Source organism: Ciceribacter sichuanensis (assembly GCF_024055605.1).
GTDB classification, from domain to species: Bacteria; Pseudomonadota; Alphaproteobacteria; order Rhizobiales; family Rhizobiaceae; genus Allorhizobium; species Allorhizobium sichuanense.
This window is the reverse complement of sequence record NZ_JAMXLX010000007.1, coordinates 192,394-214,550: the sequence shown is the minus strand read 5'-3', so window position 1 is coordinate 214,550 and position 22,157 is coordinate 192,394. Positions and strand designations below refer to the sequence as shown.

The 22,157-nt window shown below is 61.7% G+C and carries 21 protein-coding genes; 3 read left to right on the top strand and 18 right to left on the bottom strand.

The annotated features are described in order from the left end of the window. The first annotated feature begins 11 nt into the window (after positions 1-11). Positions 12-1,010, top strand: a complete 999-nt coding sequence (locus tag NBH21_RS20210) for a hypothetical protein (RefSeq protein WP_250914302.1) — start codon at positions 12-14, stop codon at positions 1,008-1,010. 20 nt (positions 1,011-1,030) lie between these two features. Further along, positions 1,031-1,978, top strand: a complete 948-nt coding sequence (locus tag NBH21_RS20205) for a sugar-binding transcriptional regulator (protein ID WP_250914303.1) — start codon at positions 1,031-1,033, stop codon at positions 1,976-1,978. A gap of 27 nt (positions 1,979-2,005) precedes the next feature. Here NBH21_RS20205 and NBH21_RS20200 read toward each other — a convergent pair whose 3' ends face one another. The 9 genes from NBH21_RS20200 to NBH21_RS20160 all read right to left on the bottom strand — a co-directional run bounded on the left by NBH21_RS20200 (position 2,006) and on the right by NBH21_RS20160 (position 10,952). Further along, on the bottom strand, positions 2,006-2,827 hold the full coding sequence (locus NBH21_RS20200; protein WP_250914304.1) for a DeoR/GlpR family DNA-binding transcription regulator: 822 nt from the start codon (positions 2,825-2,827) through the stop codon (positions 2,006-2,008). A gap of 137 nt (positions 2,828-2,964) precedes the next feature. Further along, complete coding sequence (locus NBH21_RS20195; protein WP_250914305.1) at positions 2,965-3,390, bottom strand: RidA family protein; 426 nt, start codon at positions 3,388-3,390, stop codon at positions 2,965-2,967. Positions 3,391-3,438: 48 nt separating this feature from the next. Beyond that, entirely contained in the window at positions 3,439-4,755 is a 1,317-nt protein-coding gene (locus NBH21_RS20190; RefSeq protein WP_250914306.1) for an NAD(P)/FAD-dependent oxidoreductase, read from the bottom strand. A gap of 184 nt (positions 4,756-4,939) precedes the next feature. Beyond that, complete coding sequence (locus NBH21_RS20185; protein ID WP_250914307.1) at positions 4,940-6,388, bottom strand: aspartate ammonia-lyase; 1,449 nt, start codon at positions 6,386-6,388, stop codon at positions 4,940-4,942. 1 nt (position 6,389) lies between these two features. Next, a complete protein-coding gene (locus tag NBH21_RS20180; protein ID WP_250914308.1) occupies positions 6,390-7,706 on the bottom strand; it encodes an NAD(P)/FAD-dependent oxidoreductase in 1,317 nt (438 codons plus the stop codon). 126 nt (positions 7,707-7,832) lie between these two features. Further along, positions 7,833-8,579, bottom strand: coding sequence for an amino acid ABC transporter ATP-binding protein (locus NBH21_RS20175; protein ID WP_250914309.1), 747 nt, complete (start codon positions 8,577-8,579; stop codon positions 7,833-7,835). Beyond that, positions 8,576-9,388: an amino acid ABC transporter permease gene (locus NBH21_RS20170; RefSeq protein ID WP_250914310.1), complete on the bottom strand. Its 813-nt coding sequence runs from the start codon at positions 9,386-9,388 to the stop codon at positions 8,576-8,578. The genes NBH21_RS20175 and NBH21_RS20170 overlap by 4 nt, the downstream gene beginning before the upstream one ends. Positions 9,389-9,390: 2 nt before the next feature. Beyond that, positions 9,391-10,107: an amino acid ABC transporter permease gene (locus NBH21_RS20165; RefSeq protein WP_099061166.1), complete on the bottom strand. Its 717-nt coding sequence runs from the start codon at positions 10,105-10,107 to the stop codon at positions 9,391-9,393. Positions 10,108-10,124: 17 nt separating this feature from the next. After that, positions 10,125-10,952 carry a transporter substrate-binding domain-containing protein gene (locus NBH21_RS20160; RefSeq protein WP_250914311.1) on the bottom strand — a complete coding sequence of 276 codons (828 nt, stop codon included), beginning with the start codon at positions 10,950-10,952 and terminating at the stop codon, positions 10,125-10,127. A gap of 201 nt (positions 10,953-11,153) precedes the next feature. Between NBH21_RS20160 and NBH21_RS20155 the strand changes: the two genes are divergently transcribed. Continuing rightward, positions 11,154-11,924, top strand: a complete 771-nt coding sequence (locus tag NBH21_RS20155) for an IclR family transcriptional regulator (protein WP_250914312.1) — start codon at positions 11,154-11,156, stop codon at positions 11,922-11,924. A gap of 57 nt (positions 11,925-11,981) precedes the next feature. On the opposite strand, the gene NBH21_RS20150 is transcribed toward NBH21_RS20155, so the two are convergent. From NBH21_RS20150 to NBH21_RS20110, 9 genes are all read right to left on the bottom strand, one after another. Continuing rightward, the gene (locus tag NBH21_RS20150; protein WP_250914313.1) at positions 11,982-12,329 is read right to left on the bottom strand and encodes a cupin domain-containing protein; all 348 of its coding nucleotides are present in this window, start codon (positions 12,327-12,329) and stop codon (positions 11,982-11,984) included. An 82-nt stretch (positions 12,330-12,411) separates the two neighbouring features. After that, positions 12,412-13,737, bottom strand: coding sequence for an NAD(P)/FAD-dependent oxidoreductase (locus NBH21_RS20145; RefSeq protein ID WP_250914314.1), 1,326 nt, complete (start codon positions 13,735-13,737; stop codon positions 12,412-12,414). A gap of 9 nt (positions 13,738-13,746) precedes the next feature. Further along, positions 13,747-14,637 carry an ABC transporter permease gene (locus tag NBH21_RS20140; protein WP_250914315.1) on the bottom strand — a complete coding sequence of 297 codons (891 nt, stop codon included), beginning with the start codon at positions 14,635-14,637 and terminating at the stop codon, positions 13,747-13,749. Positions 14,638-14,647: 10 nt separating this feature from the next. After that, positions 14,648-15,598, bottom strand: coding sequence for an ABC transporter permease (locus NBH21_RS20135; RefSeq protein ID WP_250914316.1), 951 nt, complete (start codon positions 15,596-15,598; stop codon positions 14,648-14,650). Between the two features lie 108 nt (positions 15,599-15,706). Beyond that, entirely contained in the window at positions 15,707-17,371 is a 1,665-nt protein-coding gene (locus NBH21_RS20130; RefSeq protein WP_250914317.1) for a peptide ABC transporter substrate-binding protein, read from the bottom strand. A 145-nt stretch (positions 17,372-17,516) separates the two neighbouring features. Continuing rightward, positions 17,517-18,848, bottom strand: a complete 1,332-nt coding sequence (locus NBH21_RS20125) for an NAD(P)/FAD-dependent oxidoreductase (RefSeq protein WP_250914318.1) — start codon at positions 18,846-18,848, stop codon at positions 17,517-17,519. 1 nt (position 18,849) lies between these two features. Beyond that, positions 18,850-19,569 (bottom strand): SDR family NAD(P)-dependent oxidoreductase, encoded by a 720-nt coding sequence (locus tag NBH21_RS20120; protein WP_250914319.1) that lies wholly within the window; start codon positions 19,567-19,569, stop codon positions 18,850-18,852. Next, a complete protein-coding gene (locus NBH21_RS20115; RefSeq protein ID WP_250914320.1) occupies positions 19,566-20,054 on the bottom strand; it encodes a MarR family winged helix-turn-helix transcriptional regulator in 489 nt (162 codons plus the stop codon). Before NBH21_RS20115 ends, NBH21_RS20120 begins: the two co-directional genes overlap by 4 nt. Positions 20,055-20,380: 326 nt before the next feature. Then, the gene (locus tag NBH21_RS20110; protein ID WP_250914321.1) at positions 20,381-22,027 is read right to left on the bottom strand and encodes an ABC transporter ATP-binding protein; all 1,647 of its coding nucleotides are present in this window, start codon (positions 22,025-22,027) and stop codon (positions 20,381-20,383) included. Positions 22,028-22,157: the final 130 nt, after the last annotated feature.

Genomic DNA, 22,157 nt, shown 5'->3' with positions numbered 1-22,157 from the left:
TGGATCATGACATGACGAAAACCCGTTACGAAGAAAAGATGGAACGTATCCGTACCGGCCGGTACGCGAAGGGAGATTTCATCATCGCCGATGCCAAGGACGCCGATCTCTCGGGCGGCATCCTCACTGTTGGCCGCCGCAGGGATGCCGGGGGTCGGGTGACCGGCAACCGCACCCGCGCCGAATTTCTCGCCGAGATCGAGGCACTGGTGAAGCAGGATGTCGTCGACATCATGCTGGCCTCCACGTCCAACATCGAGAACCTGCAGTCGCGCGGCGTCTTCTCCGGCTCGCGCATCATGCCGGCCTTCCGCGCTAACGACACGACGGATGTCTGGGGTGTCATTCGCGGCGGCAACTACCGCGCGACGCAGTCGCTGCCCTATAGCGGCACGGACCTGACGCGCGCGCAGGCGGAGCTTTGCCTCTATTCGATGACCTTCAACAACAACACCGAGGCCGATACCGCGACGCTTGAAGCCTATCGCGACTTCCGTCCGAAGGCGCGGGCTGCCGACAAGCGGCATTTCCTTGAAGTGTTCAATCCCAACATGCCGACCGGCTTTAGCGCTGCGGAAACGGGCATGTATGTCAACGATTGCATCGCCCGCGCGCTTGCGAGCCTGACGGTGGAAGAGCGTCCGGAGTTCCTGAAGGTCGCCTATAACGGTCCCGCTGCCCTTGAGGAGCTCGTGGCCCACGACAGTTCCGTCGTGATCGGCGTGCTTGGCGGTGGCACCGGCACGCATCGCGACACTTTCGAACTCGTCTGGCAGGCGGAAAAGTTCGGCGCCCGTCTTGCGCTTTTCGGCCGCAAGATCAACATGGCGGAGCATCAGCCTACCTTCATCAAATGGATGCGCGCCGTGGCGGATGGCGACGCCACGCCCGTTCAGGCCACTCGCGGCTATCATGGCGACCTCGGCAATCTCGACCTTGCGGCGGACCGCTCTGTTGACGACGATCTGCTGATCACCGAAGAGGTGCTGATGGCCGCCGCAGAGCGGTGAAAGGGAATCGGGAAACATTCATGTACCGACCGCAACATCCGTCCAACAAGATCGTCGCCGAGGTGGCGTGGATGTACTACGTCAAGAACCTCAATCAGGGAGAGATTGCCGACGCGCTCTCCCTGTCGAGGCCGACCGTCATCAGCTATCTGAAGCTGGCCAAGGAGCGGAACATCGTCTGCATCCAGGTCGCGCCGGAGCATTACCGCGTCAATGCCATGGCGGATGCGCTGACCGAGAAATACGGCCTGAAGAGCGTGCATGTCGTTCCCGATGACGGGATGCAGGGCGAAATGCTGACGCGGGCGGTCTGTGAGGTGGCAGCGCACCACCTGCCGAACTTCCTCCAGAAGGGCGATGTGCTTGGCGTTTCCTGGGGGCAGACAGTGTCCTTTGTTTCGGAATATGTGCCACACTGGCCGATCGAGGAGCTGACGGTACGCCAGCTTCTCGGGTCCATCGCCAATCCGCTGCTCAGCACATCGGAGAGCTGTACCACCGAAATCGCCCGGCGCCTTGATGCCTACTGCATCAATTTCAATGCGCCGGCCGTTTGTTCCAGCGCAGCACTGGCAACAGCGCTGAAGGCGGAGCCGATCATCCGGGAGCAGCTAGAAAACCTGTACAAGTGCAACAAGTCGATCTTTTCGCTCAGCCCCTGCACGCCGGATACCCATGTGGTGCAGTTCAAGATCGCGACCGTCGAGGAAATCGATGAATACCGGAACCGGGGCGCAGTCGGTATCATCGCCGGCCGGTTCATCGACGAGGCGGGGCAGGCGGTTCTCGGTGATCTCGACAAGCGCATCATCGGCGCCGACCACGATCTCTTGCGCAAGATGGAAGGGCTGCTCGTGGTGAGCGGGGTCTTCAAGCTCGATGCGGCAAGGGCCGCGCTCCGTGGCGGTTTCGTCGATCATCTGGTCACGGATACGAAGATGGCGGAACTCCTCGCGTCTTCCGATTAGTCGCCTGATGCTTGTCCCCTGAGAGGGTCAGGCTTCCTGCGATGAAACCGGCACGATGACCAGATTGGCGCCGCTGTCATGGAAGCGCTGGCGCTCCTCCATGTCCAGCCCGTCATCCGTGAGGATGGTTCCGACGCGGTCCATCGCGGTGATGCGGTAGAGGGCGCGAGCGCCGAACCGGCTGGAATCGGCCATCAGCACCGTCGATGCCGCAGCATCCATCATGGCGCGTTTCGCCTGCACCAGATCCCATGAGGTATCGGAGGCGCATTCGCTGTCGATGGCCTGCGAGCAGAGGAAGAGCCGGTCGCAGCGCAGGTCGCGAAGGAAGGAAAGTCCCGGTTCTCCAAGCAGGGTAAAGGCGCCGGGGCGGCAATGGCCCCCGGGCACGATCAGCCGGATGTGGTTCTTGTTGGCGAGCGTGCCGGCGACGAAGAGATCGCTGGTGACGACGGTCAGCGGTATGGAGAGGCCGGCGACGACCTGCGCGAATTGGTGCAGGGTGGAACCGGTGTCGATGAGGATGCTCATATCCGGTTCGAGAAGACCGGCCGCCGCTTCCGCAATCGCGCGCTTTTCCTCGACCGCGGTCTGGCGGGCCTGATCGGTGGTCGGTTCGAAGGCCGCATTACGGCGGATGCGGACCGCGCCGCCATGGGTGCGCCGGACAAGTCCCTGGTTGTCGAGCTGGTCGAGATCGCGGCGGATGGTCGAGACGGAAGCGCCCACCAGTTTGGCAAGCTCCTGATTGCTTGCGGCCACGTTGTGTTCGAACCAGTCGAGAATCTTCTGCCGCCGCTCGGCGGGCAGCATGTCTTCAGCGCTCTGGAATTCGGCCTCGTCAGTCATGGCATGTCTCCCCGCTGCGGTCATGCCACCGTCCGGTGCGGATAGCAATGCGCCTGAAAAAGGGAAACGGGCGAAGCCTCGGCTTCGCCCGTTTGATATGGCCCGGAGAATTGGGGGAACCGGGCCATTGATTGCGATCAGATGTCGATCTTGACGTATTTCGCCTGGGCCTTGCCGACGCCGCGATAGGCCGTGACTTCGATTTCGACGCGATATTCGCCGGCGAGCGGCGTTGCGGTGATCGTCGATGCCGGGTCGATGCCGCGGAACTTCTCACCGAGAACGGCCATGACGGCTTCCTTGTCTTCCGCATGGGGGATGGCGACGCGCGAACGCACGACATCGGCAAGGCTTGCATCGACGGAAGCGAGTGCGGCTTCGATGTTCTTGAAGCACTGCAGGGTCTGCTCGCGGGCATCGGAGGACATGACGCGGGTCTTGTAGTCGATGCCGGCGGTGTTGGCCACGAAGATCATGTCCCCGACCATGGTGATGCGGGAGTAGCTGGCCTTCTCCTCGTAAAGGCTGCTGGTCTTGATCTTGACGACCTCGAGTTCACTCATGCTCATTCCTCTTGTTTGCCGGCCTGTTGTCTTGTCGGGTAGTGAAAGTCAGGCGGCCTTGCGCAGGCGCTTGAAGCGCTCCATGCGGAAGGGTGCGGGATCGACACAGGGCTTGGCGCCGGTCACGATGTCGGCCATCAGCGCGCCGGCACCCGGGCCGATGCCGAAGCCGTGGCCGGAAAAACCGCTCGCGAGATAGAAACCGGGAACGGAACCGACCGGCGCGATGACCGGGACGGCGTCCGGGGTGACGTCCATGAGGCCGGCCCACATCTGCATGATCTTGGCGCCGCGGAAGGCGGGGAAGGCATCGCGCAAATGATTGACGCCGCCGTTGACGAACCGCATCGACGGGTCCGGATCGAGAATGCGGACCTGTTCGAAAGGCGTTACCTCGTCGCTTTTCCAGCTGCGGGCCATCGTCGCCTCGCGGATGAACTGGCCGCCGACGCGAAGCGTCAGCTCCCTCCACGTCTTGATGAGGCTCGGAATGTAATCACAGAACAGGCGGAAGCTGTCCGGCGTCAGCGGGGCAATGTTTGCGTTGCGCTGGGCAACCGTGAAACCGCCATCCATCCGCTTGCGGAAGGAGAAATTGGCAGCACCCACGGGCATGTCCGAAACACCTTCAATGGAGGAGACACGCGCCACGCTACCGAGGATCTTCAGGACCGGAAGGTCGATGCCCATGTTGCCGGCAAAGAGTCGCGACCATGCGCCGCCCGCCAGGACGACAGATGAACAGCGGATCTCGCCGCGTTCGGTCACGACGCCGCTGACCCGGCCGGCCGACCGCTCGATGGAGCGAACGGCGCAGTTGGTGAGGATGTGCGCGCCCTTGGCTGCGGCTCCCCGCGCCATGGCCGGCACGGCGATGAATGGTTCCGCCTTGGCGTCGCTCGGGGTGTGAAGTGCTGCGCGGAATGGCTTCGCCATGCCGGGGATCAGCGTCTTCAGCGCCTCGCCGGTCACAAGCCGGGAATCGAGGCCAAGAGGCGTTGCGTGCTTCAGCCAGTCTTCATAGGCTGCGACATCGGCGTCCGTATCACAGAGATAGGCGATGCCTTGCTGACGGAAGCCGGTTTCGCCGCCCACGCGTTCGTTCATGCCGCGCCAAAGGCGCAGGCTTTCGATGGCGAGCGGCAGTTCCGCCGGGTCACGGCCCATCTGGCGTACCCAGCCCCAGTTGCGCGAGGACTGCTCGGCCCCGATCAGCCCTTTTTCGCAAAGGGCGACGCTGACGCCTCGCTCGACCAGCGAAAGCGCCGTCGCAACACCGATGATGCCGCCGCCGATAACCACGACATCCACCTGCGCAGGCAGTTCCTGCGGTGTGACAACAACATCGGGAATAATTCTGGACACGTCGTGCTCCTGAAATCAAGCGCGTGGGAGTTTTACGCGTTGTTGGGATTTTATGGTCGTTTATGATGCTAATTGCAAGTCAATAAGTGATTATATGGCATCATTTGGAATATTTTGAACTCTAATTGATTTTTTTCGTAGCAGAAACGATCAGGCGCCGGACTTGATGCCGGCGCCCGACCGGTCAGGAGCGCCGCATCTCCCGGAAACGTGCAATCAGCTGTTCGGTCCGCTTCGGATCGGTGAACGCCGAGATATCGCCGAACAGAAGGTCTGCCTCCTCGGCATTCATCAGTCCGTGCGCCACCGAAGCGTCCCGGATGGAAAGACCGTGGGCCGCCGCATGCTTGGCGACCGCGGACGCTGTCGGGTAATCGTAGATCGATGCCAGCGCGGTGGAGAGTGCCAACGAGCCGGAGGCATCGGTCAGGCAGCGAGCGACATTGACTTCGATGCCCGCCAGGCAGCCCTGGACGAAGAGCGGAATGGCGCGGCGCATCAGGCGGATGGATTCGCTCACTGCCTCGAGAATGATCGATTCCCAGACGTTGAGGTCCAGTTCGCCTTCCGCTGCCCGTGTTACCGTCGCGTCGTTACCGATTACACGGAATGCGACCTGTATCATCATTTCCGGCATGACCGGATTGACCTTGCCGGGCATGATCGAGGATCCGGGCTGCACGGCCGGGAGCACGATCTCGGCAAAGCCGGCCCGTGGGCCGGAAGACATCAGGCGCAGGTCGGCGGAAAATTTCGACAGCGTGACGGCGGTGGCCTTCAGCGCGGAGGAAACGTGGATCCAGTGATCGGCGTTCTGCAGCGCGTCGAAAAGGTTGTGCTCGGCGCGATAGGACTTGCCGGTCACACCCGAGAGTTCCTGGAAGACGGCCGTGCGATATTCCGCCGAAGCTCCGAAACAGGTTCCGACGGCCGTCGCTCCAAGCGGCAGGGCAAGGCAGGATTCTTCCAGCATGCGGATGTCGGCGATCTGGCGTTCGAAGGCCGCGCTGTATCCGGAAAACTGCTGGCCGAGCGTGATCGGCAGGGCATCCTGCAAACAGGTGCGCGCCAGCTTGACGATGTTGGAGAAGGCTTTTTCCTTGACGAGCAGGGCGTCGACCAAGCCATTCATCTCGGCCCTAAGCGCTGCAAGCTGGCCACCGACCGCCATCTTCATGGCGGAGGGGATCACGTCATTGGTGGACTGTCCCATGTTCACATGGGTGTTGGGGTGAACAGGATCGGCGCCCTTGCGGCCGGTGAGGATCTCGCTTGCCCGGTTTGCCAGCACTTCGTTGACGTTCATGTTGGCGGCGGTGCCGCCGCCGCCGTGGTAGATATCGACTGGGAAATCCGCACGGCGGATTTTTGCCGAATACTCCGCTGCTGCCTTTTCGATCGCTTCGGCAATCGCAGGTTCCAGCCCGCCTGTGCGCAGATTGGCGCGCGCCGCCGCCTGCTTGATGGTGACGATCGCCGGGACGAAGCCCTCGATGTCTGCGATGGTTCGCCCTGAAATCGAGAAATTGTCGACGGCGCGCGCCGTCTGGATCCCATAGGCGAGGTTATCGGGAAGAAGGCGCGTGCCGAGCGAGTCTTCTTCCATGCGGGGGGCGATGGCGGGCCGGTCCATGTCAGCGGCCCGGACGGTCGATGAAGTCGCGCAGACGATACCAGCCGGTAAAGACCGGCAGGAACCACGGCTTGCCCGAATAGAAGGGAATGGGCGTGAACTTCTTGCGGTCGAAGGCCGACGGCATGTTCTGCTCGCCGAGGATCTTGCGGGCGGTCTGATAGCCGAGATAGGTCATCAGGGCGACGCCGTTGCCGTTGCAGCCCACCGCGAAATCCGTGCCGTCACGCTCGCCGATATGGGCAAGCTTGTCGACGGTCATGGCGACGCTGCCGACCCATGCGTGGGTGACCTTGACGCCGGCAAGCTGTGGCCAGATCGTCAGCATGCGGGCGTAAAGACGCTTTGCGGCCTGCTTTTCCGACATTTCGAAAACACCCGGGCGCGAGCCGAACAGTAGGCGCGTGCCGTCCGGGGAGGGACGGGTGTAGATGAGGTCGCGGCGGGTATCGGAAACCATGCGCGCCTGCGGGATCAACTCGGCCAGAAGATCGGCGGGAAGCGGTTCGGTCGCGATCTGGTAGCTCTTCACGGGAACGAGCCTCCGGGCGAGTTCCGGCGAAGCGTCGGCGGAGGTGTAGCCGTTGGTGGCGACGATCACGTTGGTCGCACGAATGGTTCCGCGCGCCGTCGGCACGATCTTCTCGCCGTTGGAGCCGTCCTTCACGATACCGGCGCGGGCATGCGAACGCAGTTGAACACCGGCGGCTTTTGCCCGTTCGCGCAGCGACTGGTGATAGAGGCCGGGATGCAGCCCGCCGTAATCGTCGATCACCATGCCGCCGTGATAATAGTCGGAGCCGATGGCGGCGCGCTGATGCTCACGATCATAGAAGTGCACCTTGACGCCGGTCTTTTCGGCAAGAAGCGCACCGTGGCGCTGCAACGTTTCGTAATCCTTGGCGGCATGAGCGCCGAAGAACCGGCCGGTGAGCTTCAGCCCGGCATCCAGCTTCTCCGTCTCGACCAGCATTTTCAGGTATTCGAAGCTTTCATTGCTCTCGCCGATGAGGCGGGAGACGAGTGCGGGATCGATGCCCTTGATGGCACCGCCGACCACGAGTTTCTGTCCGCTCGAAACCATGCCGCCTGAGCGCGTCGAGCAGCCGGAGCCGATGCGGTCGCTATCCAGAACGACGACGGAGCGACCGGCGCGTGCCATGTGGGTCGCGGCGTTCATTCCGGCGTAACCGGATCCGATCACCACGACGTCTGCGCGTTCGGGCAGCGGATCGAGATTGGTCTCCGGCTCAGCGCCTTCCCACCAGTAGGGCGCTTCCTTGAAGTCCTCTGCATAGATATTGTCAAAACGGGACATGATGCATCGAGCCGGAAGGCTCGCCTTTCATAGAACGCGGGAAGACTTGCGCCGCGCAGCGCACGGACCGCCCCTTAAAGTCGAATGCGCCGGGCCGATGCTTTAAGCGCCGGCCCGGTGGCGCGATCAGAGAACCTGGCCGAGGAATTCGCGGGTGCGCGGATCCTGAGGATTGTCGAAGAGTTCGGCCGGCGGCGCGCTTTCAACGATCAGGCCGTGATCGGTGAAGCAGACACGGTGCGAAACCTCGCGGGCGAACTTCATCTCGTGGGTCACGAGAATGCAGGTGAGACCGTCGTCCACCAGTTCGCGGATGGTGAAAAGCACTTCCTTGACCGTTTCCGGATCGAGCGCCGCCGTCACCTCGTCGAAGAGAATGACTTCGGGCTGCATGGCGAGCGCGCGGGCGATCGCCACGCGCTGCTGCTGGCCGCCGGAAAGCTGGCCCGGATAGTTGTTCGCCTTTTCGGAGAGGCGAACCTTCTTAAGGAGCTTGCGGGCGCGGTCTTCCACTTCGGCGCGGTCATGGCCGAGCACCTGGATCGGCGCCATCATGATGTTTTCAAGCGCGGTGCGGTGCGGGAAGAGATTGTACTGCTGGAAAACCATCGCCACCTGGTGGCGCAGCGGCCGCATGGCCTTTTCCGTCTTCATCTCGTGGACGCGGTGCTCGCCCACGCGGATGAAGCCTTCGTCGACGGGGATCAGCCCGTTGATGCAGCGCAGGATGGTCGACTTGCCGGAGCCGGAGGGGCCGATGATGCACACGGCCTCGCCCTTCTGCACGGTCAGCGAGATGCCCTTCAGAACCTGAAAGTCGCCGAAGGATTTGCGGATGTTGTCGATCTCGATCAGAGCGCCGGAACGGTTCATAGATTGTCTCCTTTGACTGCACGTTCCAGCCGGCGCGCGAAGACTGCGATCGGGTAGCAGTAGGCGAAGAACAGGAAGAGGATGGTGAGGTAGAAGTAGACGATGACCCGTTCGCTCTCCATGGCGAGTGACGTGCTCAGGATGGTCAGTACATCCTGGATACCGGTTACCGTTGCGAGCGCGGTTGCGATCATCAGAAGTGCGTAAAGGTTCATCCAGCCGGGGATCATGCGGCGCAGTGCCTGCGGCATGATCACGTAGCGATAGATCTGGCCGGTGGTATAGCCGAGCGAACGCGCCGCCTCCCACTGGCCGCTATGGATGGACTGCACCGCGCCGCGGATGACTTCCGAGAGGTTTGCGCCCGTCGGCAGTGCCAGACCGATCACGGCCTTGATGAAAGGCGGGAAGGGGATGGACAAGCCGAAAATGCGCATCTCGAAGGGCAGGATGTAAAGCATCGCGAACAGCAGCACGAGCCAGGGCGAGTTACGCAGGAAGTTCATCACTGCGAGCGCCGGAAGCCGAATGATCGCAGACCGGGCAAGCGTCGAAAGACCGAGGATCAGGCCGATGAGCGTCGCCAGAGCCATGGAGGCAATGGACAAGAGGATGTTGAGCGCGAAGCCGCCCTCGACCGGCCAACCCGAACCGGAGCCGGTGAGCAGCAGCGGAAGACGGGCGATTACCCGTTGCCAGTGCTCGGCGCCGCCGGACGCCGCGTCAATGCCGACCCAGGCCACGACTACAGCGACGATCACCAGCAGGACCGCGCGTTTCTTGTCTTCGTAGGAAAGCGAGAAGCTCATGTTCAATGCCCCTTTCCGTAGCCGGGGAAGGCCATGAAGGCTTCGAGCCTTGCCATCGCGAAGGTGATGATGGACACCAGCACCACGTAGATGAAGAGCAGGAGGATCATCATCTCAAGCGTGCGGAAGGTGTCGTTGTAGATCTGTCCGGCGTAGTACATCAGTTCCGGTACGGTGATGACGGATGCCTGTGACGTCGTCTTGAACAGGTTCGTCAGGATGTTTGTCAGGCCGGGCAGGCAGATGCGGGTGGCGATTGGAGCTTCGATACGCCAGAACCGGGCCCAGCGGCCATAGCCGAGGGACCGGGCCGCCTCGATGATCGACCGGGGCATGCTTTCGATGCCCGAGCGGAAGGTTTCGATGGCCAGCGCTCCGCCAAACAGGCTGAGCGAGATCGAGGCGCAGGCGAAAGCACTGAGCAACGGAACCGACAGACCCGTCGACGGATCGGTTACCTTGAGGCCGAGCGTCGAGAGGGTGAAGTAGGCAAACAGCATTTGCAGAAGCGGCGGGGTGTTACGAAACACCTCGACGAAGAGCTCGATCAATGCGTCGAGCCAGAAGATCCGCAGCGTCAGGCCAAGGGCGCCGAGCAAGCCGATCAGGATCGCGGCGCTCGATGAGAGCGCCGCCAGTTTCAGTGTGTTGATGACACCGGTAAGCAGCCATTGCTGGTAGGCTGGGTCCGCGAGCCAGGAATAATCGAGACCAAACAAGGGCCGCTCCGTGTCCGTCAGTTCTTCTTTGCCGCGGCGGCCTTGGCGCGCTCGGCAATATAGTCGGAGTGCGGCATGCCGAATTCGGTTTCCCACTCGATGAGCTTGCCTTCGCCTTCGGCCTTTTCGATAGCCTTGTTGACGGCAGCCTGAAATTCGGCGTCGCCTTCGCGGATGCCGCCGGCCATCGGCAGGAATTCATAGGGAGCAACGGCGATCTTGTAGTTCGACCAGTCGGCTTCCTTGAGCTTCTGCTGGAGGGTCATGTCGTCGAAGACGAAACCGATGCAGCGGTTGTCCTTCAACGCGCGATAGGCTTCCGGCTGACCCTTGAAGGCGACGAGGTTGATGCCGAATTCCTCGGTCATCTTCTTGTTGTAGTAGGAACCCTGGATGCCACAGACCGGCTTACCCTTGAGTTCTTCCCACTTGGAAATCGTGGCTTCCTTGGCCATCAGGACCGAGGGGCCGGCAGCGGATACGTATTCCGTCGTGAAGTCGATGACCTTGTCGCGGTCGGCGGTCACGCCGAGGGTGGCGAAGATGGCGTCGACGCGGCCGGCAGTCAGGAATTCGATGCGGTTGGCGGCGACGACCGGGACGAGTTCGATCTTGTCCTCGGAACCGAGCAGTTCCTTGGCGACATACTTGGCAAGGGAAACTTCGAAGCCGACGATCTCGCCCTTGTCGTTGAGGAAGCCGTAGGGCGGATAGTCGTTCTTCACACCGACGATCAGCTTGTCGCGGGACTTCACATCCTCAAGCGTGCCGGCGACGGCAGCGCCGCTGGCGAACATGGCGGCGAGCGCCACAGCCGAAACAGTCAGTTTCTTGATTTTTGTCATTTAGTTCCCCTGGATAAATATGCGCCTTCCGGCGCTGTTGCTAGAAGCAGCGCCGCTTCAGCCCTCGGCTTTCGCGGATGCGGAGATTGGGTCGCCTAGAAATTGTGCATTTCCATGTAGCGATCCAATTTTCATCATTGAAGACGTATTTTTCTCATTATACAAGTTATCCATTATTCTTTTTTCATAATGTGAGATTTCATGTCCGAGATCGTCGTATCCCCCACAGGAGGAGCCCAGCTGCTCGACCGTGCCGTTATCCTCCTCGATCTCGTCGCCGACGGCGGTGTCGAGGGCATATCCCTGAAGGAACTGACAGCCCGTTCCGGGCTCAATACGGCGACCTGTCACCGTATCCTTAACACATTGGTCGGACACAAACTTTTGGCGCGGGACGACAAGAAGCGGCGCTATCGATTAGGCGCCCGAATGGCCATTTACGGGGTGCGCGCAGCCCGCGGTCCGGGCATCATCAGCCGGTGCGAAGTGGCGTTGTCGAGACTGCGCCGTCGCACCGGTGATACCACTCACCTGATGGCCCGATTCAACCACGATCTGGTCTGTCTGGACAGGCGCGATGGGGAATGCATCGTGCCGACTCTGACGGGTTCCATCGGTGGTTTCGTGCCGCTCGGGGCCGGGCCGGGCTCGATTTCGATGCTCGCCTTCCTTGATGAAGACGAGCAGGATTATATCATCCGCGCCAATATCGAGCGTTACGGAGCCTATCGCAACCTGACGGAAGAGAAGGTTCGCCAGCTGATCGCCGATACACGTACGCGCGGATATGCGGTGGATATCGGTGAACTCATCCCCGGAATCGCCGGGGTGGCGATGCCGATCATGCTTCCAGGAGAAAAACCGGGTGCGGCTCTCAGCTTTACGCTGCTCTGTGCAAAGTTGACGCCGGGCGTGATCGAGCACTATGCCGCTCTCCTCAAGGAGGAAATCGACGCGATCGTCGGTCAGTAGAAGCGGGGGAGTTCGGCCTGACCGGTGCTAAAAAGTCCGGTCAGGCTGTGTTGCCCGTCAGGGCTTGGGCACGACGGTCGCGAGCTTGCGGAAGGTCGAGAGGATCTCCAGCCGGCTCGCAACACCCTTGGCGACGCGCACGATGGAGCCGGGTCCGATCTTCACCGGTTCCGAGCCTTCCTGTGAATAGAACGCCTCGCCTTCCACAACGACGAAGGTCTCCTCAAGGTCACGGCCCGGATAGCTGTAAGTCCCGGGTGCTGCCTTCCAGACGGCGACGATGGTGCCGTTTTCGACGTCATCCTGCCAGATGGAACGCCTGTAGGAACCGCCGTCACGGCCATCTGCCGGCAGTCCGGGCGTCAGGTCTATGTCGTCGGAAATGTTGAAAATCTGCATGGTCATTGCGGGTTTCCTATTTCGGTGCAATCGGTATAGCAAGCGGAAGTTGAGCTCCCGCCGCCATGGCGCATGGTGATGAAAACGCTCAGGCGTGTGGCGGTAGCGGTGCGCCGGAAAGCTTCGCTGCGATATTGTCCCTGATCCGGTAGTAGCGCAGCGTCATGGCCGGGCCGAAGCTCATGTAGAAGGGCGCTTCCGTCAGTGGTTCGAGTTTCAGGGCCAGTTCGTTTTCCGGCTTGCCGAGCGCCCATTCCGACAGGATGGAGCCGAGCATGGAGCCGGTCGGAACCCCGCGTCCAGACAGACCCGTCAGCGCCACCACGCCAGGGGCGAGGGAATAGAAGCGCGGGACCGTGCGGTACTGCATGTCGAGTTCGCCGAACCAGAAGTAGTCCCAGCGGATCTCTCCCCTGATTTGCGGATGCAGCCATTTCAGTCGGTCGCTCATGACCTGCCGCGTATAGGCCATGTCTCGTCCGCGCCGACCCATCGGGAACATCGAGGCGACGATACGTCCCTCGGCATTGTACTTGTAGACGTAGATGTCGCCGCGTCCGTCGTGGATCGTGGTGTTTTTCGGCAGCACTGATTTGCGTGTCTCCTCGTCCAGCGGCTGGGTCGCCGCGACGAAGACCTTCTGGATCTTGAAAGTGCGGTCGAGCTTCTGCCATCCGCCCACGGTGTAGGCGCCGGTGGAGAAGATCACCTTGTCAGCAATCACCTCACCCCTGTCCGTCTTCACGGACCAGCCGCCCGTCGGACTACGGTCGCAGGCGATGACCGCAGAGCCGGTGTGGATGACGCCGCCTTCCTGCATGACGGCGCGTGCGAGGCCGCGCGCATAGCCGAGCGGATTGAGATGCCCGCCTTCTTCGTGCAGCCAGCCTCCATAAAATCGCGGACTGCCGGTCATGGCTTCGACCTCGTCCCGGTCGAGGACCCGGGTGCGGGCACCGACGGCATTGTAGGTCTCGACCTTCTTGTCGAGGCCGGCAAGCGCTCCCTTGTAGGGCGCGCCCATGACATAGCCGTTCTGCACCCATTCGCAGTCGATCTGGTAGTCGCGGATCATGCTGGAAACGCGGTCGTTTGCCCGCGTCTGGCGCTCGATCAGACGTTCCGCCCAGGGTTCGCCCAGCATGGTGCGCAATTCCGGCAGGCTGTAATGGGTGAAGGTGGGGGTGCAGTGGCCGGCATTGCGGCCGGAACCGCCGAAGCCAGCTTCCGCGCGCTCCAGCAGCACGACCCTGACGCCGGCCCGGGCGAGCTCAAGAGCGGTCGTCAGGCCGGTATAGCCGGCTCCGACGATGCAGACATCTGCCTGCACGCGGCCTTCCAGCGGTTCGGTTTTTGGTGCGGCGGCAGCCGTTGCATACCACAGCGTCACGTCGAAGGGAGAAAACGTGGTCATCGGAACCCCTCAGTTCAGGTCGCTGCGGGCGTCGAGGGCATCGCGCAGCCCGTCGCCGATGAAGTTGAAACTGGTCACCGCAAGCGTGATTGCGATGCCGGGAACGATGGCGAGCCAAGGGGCGCTGTCGAGATATTGCTGGGCGCCATTCAGCATGTTGCCCCAGCTTGGCAGAGGCGGCTGAATGCCGTAGCCGAGGAAGCTGACATAGGCTTCGAGCAGGATGGCGCGGGCGACGGTCAGCGTCGCGGCAACGATGATCGGGCCTATGGCGTTGGGCAGCAGTTCGCGGAACATGATCCAGGTGTTGGAAAGGCCGAGCATGCGGGCGGCGAGCACGAAGTCGCGTTCGCGCAGCGAGCGGACCTCCGCTTCCACCAGACGGGCAATTTCCATCCAGCTTGTCACCGCGATGATGACGGTGATCATGAAGGGGCTCGGCTTGATGAAGGCCGCAAGCGCGAGCAGCAGGAAGATGCTGGGGAAGGAGAGGAAGGCATCGACGAGGCGCATCAGTATCGCGCCGAGACGGCCGCCATAATATCCCGCGATGATGCCGATCACGGTTCCCAGCGCCGTGGACAGCACCATGGCGAAGAAGCCGACCAGCAGCGAGATGCGACCGGCGTTGAAGAGCCTTGCTGCGAGGTCGCGGCCGAGAGGATCGGTGCCGAAGATGTGGTAGCCGGTGAACGGTGGCGCAAAACGGGCTCTGAGGTCGATATAGAGTTCGTCATAGGGCAGGAGGTAAGGCCCGGCCACGCAGGCGATGATGAGCACCGTGATCATCAAGAGGCCGATGACGGCCAGTCTGTGGCGGGCGAAACGGCGGACGGTGCGGTTGTTCCACCAGCGGGAACGCGGCGCGAGGTCCGGGGAGGGAAGCGTCGTAGCGGACATGGTGCGTCTCCTATCCGAGGCGGATGCGCGGATCGACAAAGGCGACCAGCAGGTCGGCGATCAGGCTGCCGAGCAGAACGAGAATGGCGGAAAACATCAGGAGCCCCATCACGACCGGGTAGTCGTGGTACCCGAGGCTGTCGAGGAACAGGCGCCCCATGCCGGGCCAGGTGAACACCGTTTCGGTGACCAGCGCGCCGCCGAGGATGGTCGGAAGCTGCAGGCCGGCGAGGGTGATCATCGGAAGCAGGGCGTTGCCCACCACATGCTTCATCAGCACCCTGTTGGGTTTCAGCCCCTTGGCGCGGGCCGTCCGCACGAAGTCCTGGTTGATGACGTCCAGGGTGGCCGTTCGCATGTAGCGGCTCCACACCGCGATGTTGACCAGCGCCAGCACCAGGCTCGGCATCACGAGATGGATCGCGTAGTCATAGAACGAGCCGTTGCCGATCGTGTACATGTTGCCGGCGGGCAGCCATCTCAGCTTCAGCGAGAAGACGTATATGGCGACGAGGCCGAACCAGAAGGTCGGGATCGAAAGGGCGATCATCGCGCCGACGGTCGCCGCATAATCGAAGATCGAATAGCGACTGGTTGCGCCCTTTATGCCGATCCATGTTCCGATCAGGATCGAGATCACCGTCGAGGAGACCATCAGCAGCAGGGTGGCGAACAGGTGGCCGGAGATGATCTCCAGAACCGGTCTCTGGTCGCGATAGGATTTGCCCCAGTCGCCCTGCAGCAGCCTCCAGATCCAGTCGAGGTACTGTATGGGCAAGGGACGGTCGAGGCCCATCTGGTGGGCGATGCGGTCGAGCGCCTCGCGGGTCATGCCGGGGGTCAGCGCATATTGCGACAACGGCCCGCCGGGTGCGAGGTTGAGGATGGCAAATCCGATGACCGAGACGAGCAGCAAGAGCACAAAGCTCTGCCACAGCCGGTGAAGAAGGTAGGACAGCATGTGCGGGCTCCGGGTCACGCCGAGGGACACGTCAGGCCGGCCGCGTGTCGTGCGGCCGGTCGATGTTCCGTGGCCGGTGCCAATGCGGCGCCGGCCGTGTCTTCAGCCTCAGGCCCAGCGCCAGGTCGCGACGTTCCAGGTGTCGATGCGAACGTTGACGTTGGGGACGACGTTCTCGACGCCCTGCTTGTGGCCGCGAACGGTCGCATACTGGAAGAGCGGCAGGAACGGCAGTTCCTTGCGCATGATTTCCTGGATCTTCAGATAGACCGCCTTGCGTTCCTCCGGCACGAAGATCTCTCCGCCCTTGGTCAGCAGGTCGTCCACTTCCGTATTGGCAAACTGCCACGTGTTCTGGCCGGCGCCGCCCTTGGCAGGGCTTGAATTGGAGCGGAAGTAATCGGAGGTATCCGGGTCCGATCCGGTCAGGAAGTCGAGGCCGACGATGACGGTGTCGAATTTCGACAACATCCAGTAATCGCCCCACATGACGGCCGGCGGCAGGTTGGAGATGGTCATCTCGACGCCGAGGTCCTTGAACGACTGCTGCATGTATTGCTGCACCTGTTCGCGGATATGGTTGCCGGCGGTCGTGGAGCAGGTGAAGGAAAGCTTCACGCCGTCCTTTGCGCGGATGCCGTCGGCGCCAGGAGCCCAGCCGGCATCATCGAGAAGCTTCTTGGCCTTCTCGATATCGTATTCGTGTTTCGGCAGGTCCGGATTGAAGTAGAAGGACTGCTGCGGCACGTAGCTTTCGGTCGGCGAGGGCAGGCCATAATAGAGCGCGTCGATGATCGATTGCTTGTCGATGGCGTGGTAGAGCGCCTCGCGCACGGCCGGATCCTTGAACTGCGGGCGTTCCATGTTGAAGGTGAAGGATTCGATCGTCGAGCCCGGCACGACGTTGACCGCTTTCCCTTCGAGCGCCTTCGCCTCGTCGTAATGATCAGGCGTGATCCACTGCAGGCCGACGACGTCGATATCGCCGGTCTTGAACTGGGTGTACATGACGTTGAGGTCGGGGACGTATTTGTAGATCAGCTTTTCGACATAGGGGCCATCGCCGAAATAGTCGGCATTGGCTTCAAGCAGGATATGGTCGCCGGCAACGCGCTCGGACCATTTGAACGGACCGGTGCCGACGGGGGCGTTGTTGAAGGCGGCCGTGTTCTTGTCGGCTTCCGCGCCAAGAATGTGCTTTGGTGTGATGAAGGTCGAGGCGAGAATGGACGGATAGGGCGCGAAGGGCTTTTCCATGCGCCAGGTGATCTCGGTCGGCGACACGACGGTCAGGTCGCGCACCAGTTCGTGGCCGGTCTTGCGCCAGCTGCGGAAATTGGGATCGACCAAGAGCTCGATGGTGAACTTGACGTCCTCGGCCGTAAACGGCTTGCCGTCGTGCCATTTGACGTCGTCGCGCAGCTTGACCTTCCAGCTCAGGCCGTCGGCGGAAATTCCACCATTCTCGACGGTTGGCACCTCGGCCGCCAGGGCGGCGACAAATTTGCCCTCGGGATCGACGGAAAACAGCGTGTCGAAAATGCTGAAATGGATGCCCTCATCCACCTCGATATGCGGCATATGCGGGTTGAAGACGGTCGGTTCCTGCGAGAAGCCGACGGTAAGCTGGCCCTTGATGGTTTTCGGCTGGGCGGCGAGAGCCTTGCCCATGCCGGGCATGCCGGAAAGAACGAGCCCCGAGGCTCCCAGAGCCATCAGGCCAAGCGCCTGCCGGCGGGTCGGTTTCATGAATGGGTTGTTTTGGTCAGACATGTCAGTTCCCCTTGTTCTTGGATTGGATGAAACGTCAGTTTGCATTTCTGCGCTGCCTCTCCGGGCAGTTTTCGCAGCAAGGCGGTGAACCCTCTTCACCGCCTGTTCCGGTGCCGGCGACATCGATGCCGCCGGCCAAAACCTGTCAGAAGCCGCTGATCAGCTCGATCTTCGATCCGTCCGAAAACCGCTTGAAGCGGAAGTTTTCACGTTCGACGAGCGGCGGACGTCCGGTCACGATGTCTGCCATCAATCGACCGGCCGCCGGGCCGATGCCGAAACCGTGACCGGAAAAGCCGGTAGCGACATGGAAACCGGGAATGGCGTCGATAGCGTCGATCACCGGGATCGCATCCGGTGTGACATCGATCATGCCCGCCCAGCGCTGCGCGATCTCCGCCTTTTCGAATACAGGGAAGGCCTTCGCCAGCTTGGCGAGCGCGCTGTCGGTCATTGCCTTCGAGGGGATCGGATCGAGAACGCGATTGTATTCGAAGGGGGAGGGCTCATCGAGAGCCCAATGGCGGGGCATGCGGAACTCGTCATAGAACCTTCCACCGAAACGGAAGCGGAGCGAACGCCATTCATGTCCCAGTGCGGGCAGGAATTTCGTGGCATAGCGGAAGGAGGCGGGCACGATGTCAACGATGTTCTGGAAGCCGTCGGCGATGGTGTAGCCGCCGTCCAGCCGCTTGCGGATGGCAAATCCGTTCGACCAGAGCGCTTCCTCCGGTCCGCCCTCCAGCGGTTTAGTCCTGAGCACCGAGTTCATCACCTTGAGCTGCGGTAGGTCGAGGCCGTTATTGCCGAGGAAGAGGCTGGACCATGCGCCGCCGGCGAGAACCACGGCCTTGCAGGCGATTTCCCCGCGTTCGGTCACGACACCGGAGACCCGGCCTGCGGAAAGCTGCAGGCCGCGCACTGCGCATTCGGTGAGGATATGGGCACCTCTGTCGCGGGCTGCCTCGGCAATCGCCGGTGCCGCCCGCTGCGGCTCGGCGCGGCAGTCGCCGGCGGTATAGAGAGCGCCGGCAATGTTCATGTTGGAGTCTGGATACTTTGCCTTGAACTCCGCAGCACTCAGCATGCGGGATTCGATCTGGTAACCCTCCAGATTGCGGTTCCAGCTGGCATGCTCCTCGAACTGCTTTTCGTCGGCGCAGGTGAAGACGATGCCGGATCGCTTGAAGCCTGTTTCGCGGCCGGTGCGGCGATTGAGATCGGCCCAGATCCTGAGCGATTCCGCCATCAGCGGCACTTCGCGCGGGTCACGGCGGGAAATACGCACCCAGCCCCAGTTGCGACTCGACTGCTCGTGGCCGATGCCGCCCTTTTCGCAGAGCGCGACGCGCAGACCGCTATCGACCAGTTCCAGCGCCGTCGACGTTCCGATGATCCCGCCGCCGATCACGACGACATCCACCTCCTTCGGCAGTTCATCATCGCCATGGACGGGAACGACATAGGGACCGGGCATCTCAGAAAGACTCCTCAAGCTGGCAGTTTATGGCGAATTCGGCGACCGAGGCCTCGTTCGGAAGGGAGACGAGCAGGGCGATGATGCGGGCGAGATCGGCAGGCTGCGTCAGCAGTTCGGCCGGGCGGGCGGTCAGCCCAGCCGCCATGTCGGTGGCTACGAAGCCGGGGCAGACCGCAGTGGCGCGCACGCCCTTTTCAAAACCGGCCTGACGGATCGCATGGGAAAGCGCCACGGCTGCGAACTTGGAGACGGCGTAGCTGCCCGACCCCGCCGACTTGACGCGCTTGCCGGAAAGCGATGCGAGGATGATGACACGTCCCTGACCGCTTTCGCAGAGCGGCTCCCAGGCGGCCTTTGCAAGACGCCGCGGCGCCTTGACGTTGACGGCGAGCATCGCATCGATGTCCTCGTCTTCCGCCTCGATCACCGTCTTGGGGATCATGATGCCGGCATTGGCGATGATCGCATCGACCCGATCGAAGCACTGCATTGCGTCTTCGACCCAGCGGGCTTCCGCCCCGGTGTCGTTGGCGTCGTATTCCGCAAGATGCACGAAATCTGCCGCATCGCCGGAACCGGCCCAGGCTGGCATGGCGGGGTTGCGCATGCCGAGCGATACCGCCCATCCCTGCCGGAACAGTTCGGCTGCCACATGGTCGCCGATGCCCCTGCTGGCGCCCGATATCAGCGCGACGCGCCTTTCGATCTTGTTTGTCATTCGCTAAGCCCCACTATGCGGCGGTAGGCGCGCCGCAATATGTCCATAAGTTGCTGTTGTTCGTTTTCCGGGATGAAGTCGAAGAACTCGCGCGACTGTTTCGGAACGAGTTCGCGGATCTTCACGGCGAGTGCTGCACCGGTCTCGGTGATGTAGAGTTCCTGGGCACGGTTGTCCTCGGAGGACGTTTCGCGTCGGAGAAGATGATGGGCTTCCATTTGATCGATGATCCGCCCCATTGCCGACCGGTCCTTCATGGTGAGGTGGGCGATTACGGAGGGCCTGATGCCCGGATGGCTGTCGACGAGAAGGAGCGTTGTGATCTTCCCCGTGCCCTTGGCCACGTCGAGACCGTTCAGACATTCGTCGAGATCCCGGGAAACTGCCAGACTGAGCGCTCGGATGTAGAAGCTCAGCGTATCTCCTAGGACATCGAGATCGATCTCCTTGACGGTGGTTGGCGGCTTTACAGGTGGTTTCGGCATTATGTTCCTGTTTTCTCATGAACGAGAAAACCCATCGGCAACCCGTGTTTACGTCGGGTTGCCGGGGAAATCCGTCCGGCCATGTCATGTGTCACTGTGATGAATAGGAAAGGGCAAATAGTGGATGAATGCAACTATATTATTCCGACTGACAGGAAATTTTTTCACCTGTTTGGAAAGTCTTGAATGCAACCGCTAACCCGCCGGATTCCTTGATGATCCAGCCGGTTCTTTCGCGTTTTTCTATCGTGGCCAAGGCTAAACCGCTTCCCTTGCTGAGAGCGGAAACGGTGTGTCTCGGGTGAATGCCCTTGGGGATCAACCCGTCAGGCTTCGGCCATCTTCGCGGCCGGTTCCCAGTCTGCTCCTGGGATGGCTGAAACCAGCCGCTGCGTATACTCGTGCTCGGGTGCCCGGAATATCTTCGAGGGCGGGCCGTGCTCCACCACGCTTCCCTTGTACATCACGATCACGTTGTCGCAGATCTGGCTTGCCACGCGCAGGTCGTGGGTAATGAAGATCATCGCGACCTTCATTTCCTTCTGCACGCGGGCCAGCAATTCGAGGATCTGGGCCTGGATGGACACGTCGAGCGCCGAGACGGCTTCATCCGCGACAAGCAGGACAGGATCGAACATCAACGCGCGTGCGATGCCTATCCTCTGGCGCTGGCCGCCGGAGAATTCGTGCGGAAAACGGTCGAAGGCCGCTTCGTCGAGACCGACCAGCTTCAGCAGGCGGAAGGCTTTGGTCTTCGCTTCGTGGACGGCGAGGCCATGGGCAATCGGTCCGACCGTCAGTATACGTCCGATCGTGTGACGCGGGTTGAGCGACGCGAAGGGGTCCTGAAAGATCATCTGGATATAGGGCCTGAGAAGCCGGAAGCTCTCTTCCGGCATGCTCGCGACATCGCGTCCGTCGAAGAGGATACGCCCGGCGTCCGGTTCCAGCAGCTTGAGCAGGACGCGTCCGAGGGACGACTTGCCCGAGCCGCTTTCGCCGACCACGCCGAGCGTCTGGCCCTTGTGAATGACGAAGCTCACGTCATTGACGGCTTTCACGGTGCGGCCCTTGCTGAGGAACGTTCCGGTGGTGCGGTATTCCTTCTTCAGGTTTTCCACCTGCAGCACGACAGGCGCTTCCTCTGCGATGGAGCGGTCATCGCTACGCATGCGCGGAACCGCGGCCACGAGGCGCTGGGTATAGGGATGCGACGGGCGGGTCAGCACGTCGTCGGCCTTGCCCTGTTCGACCAGTATCCCCTTTTCCATCACCACCACGCGGTCGGCGATCTCCGCCACCACTCCGAAATCATGGGTGATGAACATCACGCTCATGTTCTTGCGCTGCTGGATCTTGCGGATGAGCTCCAGAATCTGCGCCTGCGTTGTGACGTCGAGTGCGGTTGTCGGTTCGTCGGCGATCAGGACATCGGGATCGAGCGCCAGTGCCATGGCGATCATCACGCGCTGCCGCTGGCCGCCGGAAAGACGGAAGGGATATTGCAGGCGCATCAGCGCCGGATCGGGAAGGCCGACCTCTTCGAGCAATTCAAGCACCCGGGCGGTACGTGTTTCGGGCGTGCCGACGCCATGGGCCTGCATCACCTCGGCGATCTGGTCGCCGATGGTCATCAGCGGGTTGAGGGCGGAGAGAGGGTCCTGGAAGATGATGGACACGGCCTGTCCGCGCAAGGGGCGGATCTTTTCTTCGGGCGTGGCGATGATATCCATGCCCTTGAACAGGATTTGCCCGCCGGTCACTTTGATGGAGGGCGCGAGCAGGCCCATGATGGCATTGGCGGTAACTGACTTGCCTGAGCCGGATTCACCGATGATGCAGAGGATTTCACCGGCATTGAGATCGAAGGAAATATCGTGGACTGCGTGGGCGCGTTCCATCTTGGGAGGCAGACTGACCGTCAGATGACGCACCGATAGCACCACGTTGGGAGGCATAGAGGCTTGCGACATAGGTTCCCCTTGTTTTCTGGTATCGTCGCTATCTGCCGCGCGGCCTTTTGACCGTCGCCGGCACCAAGATAGTGGATGACATCCACTATCTTGTCCAGAGACCAATGCGGCTTCTGTCACAGAAGAGTAA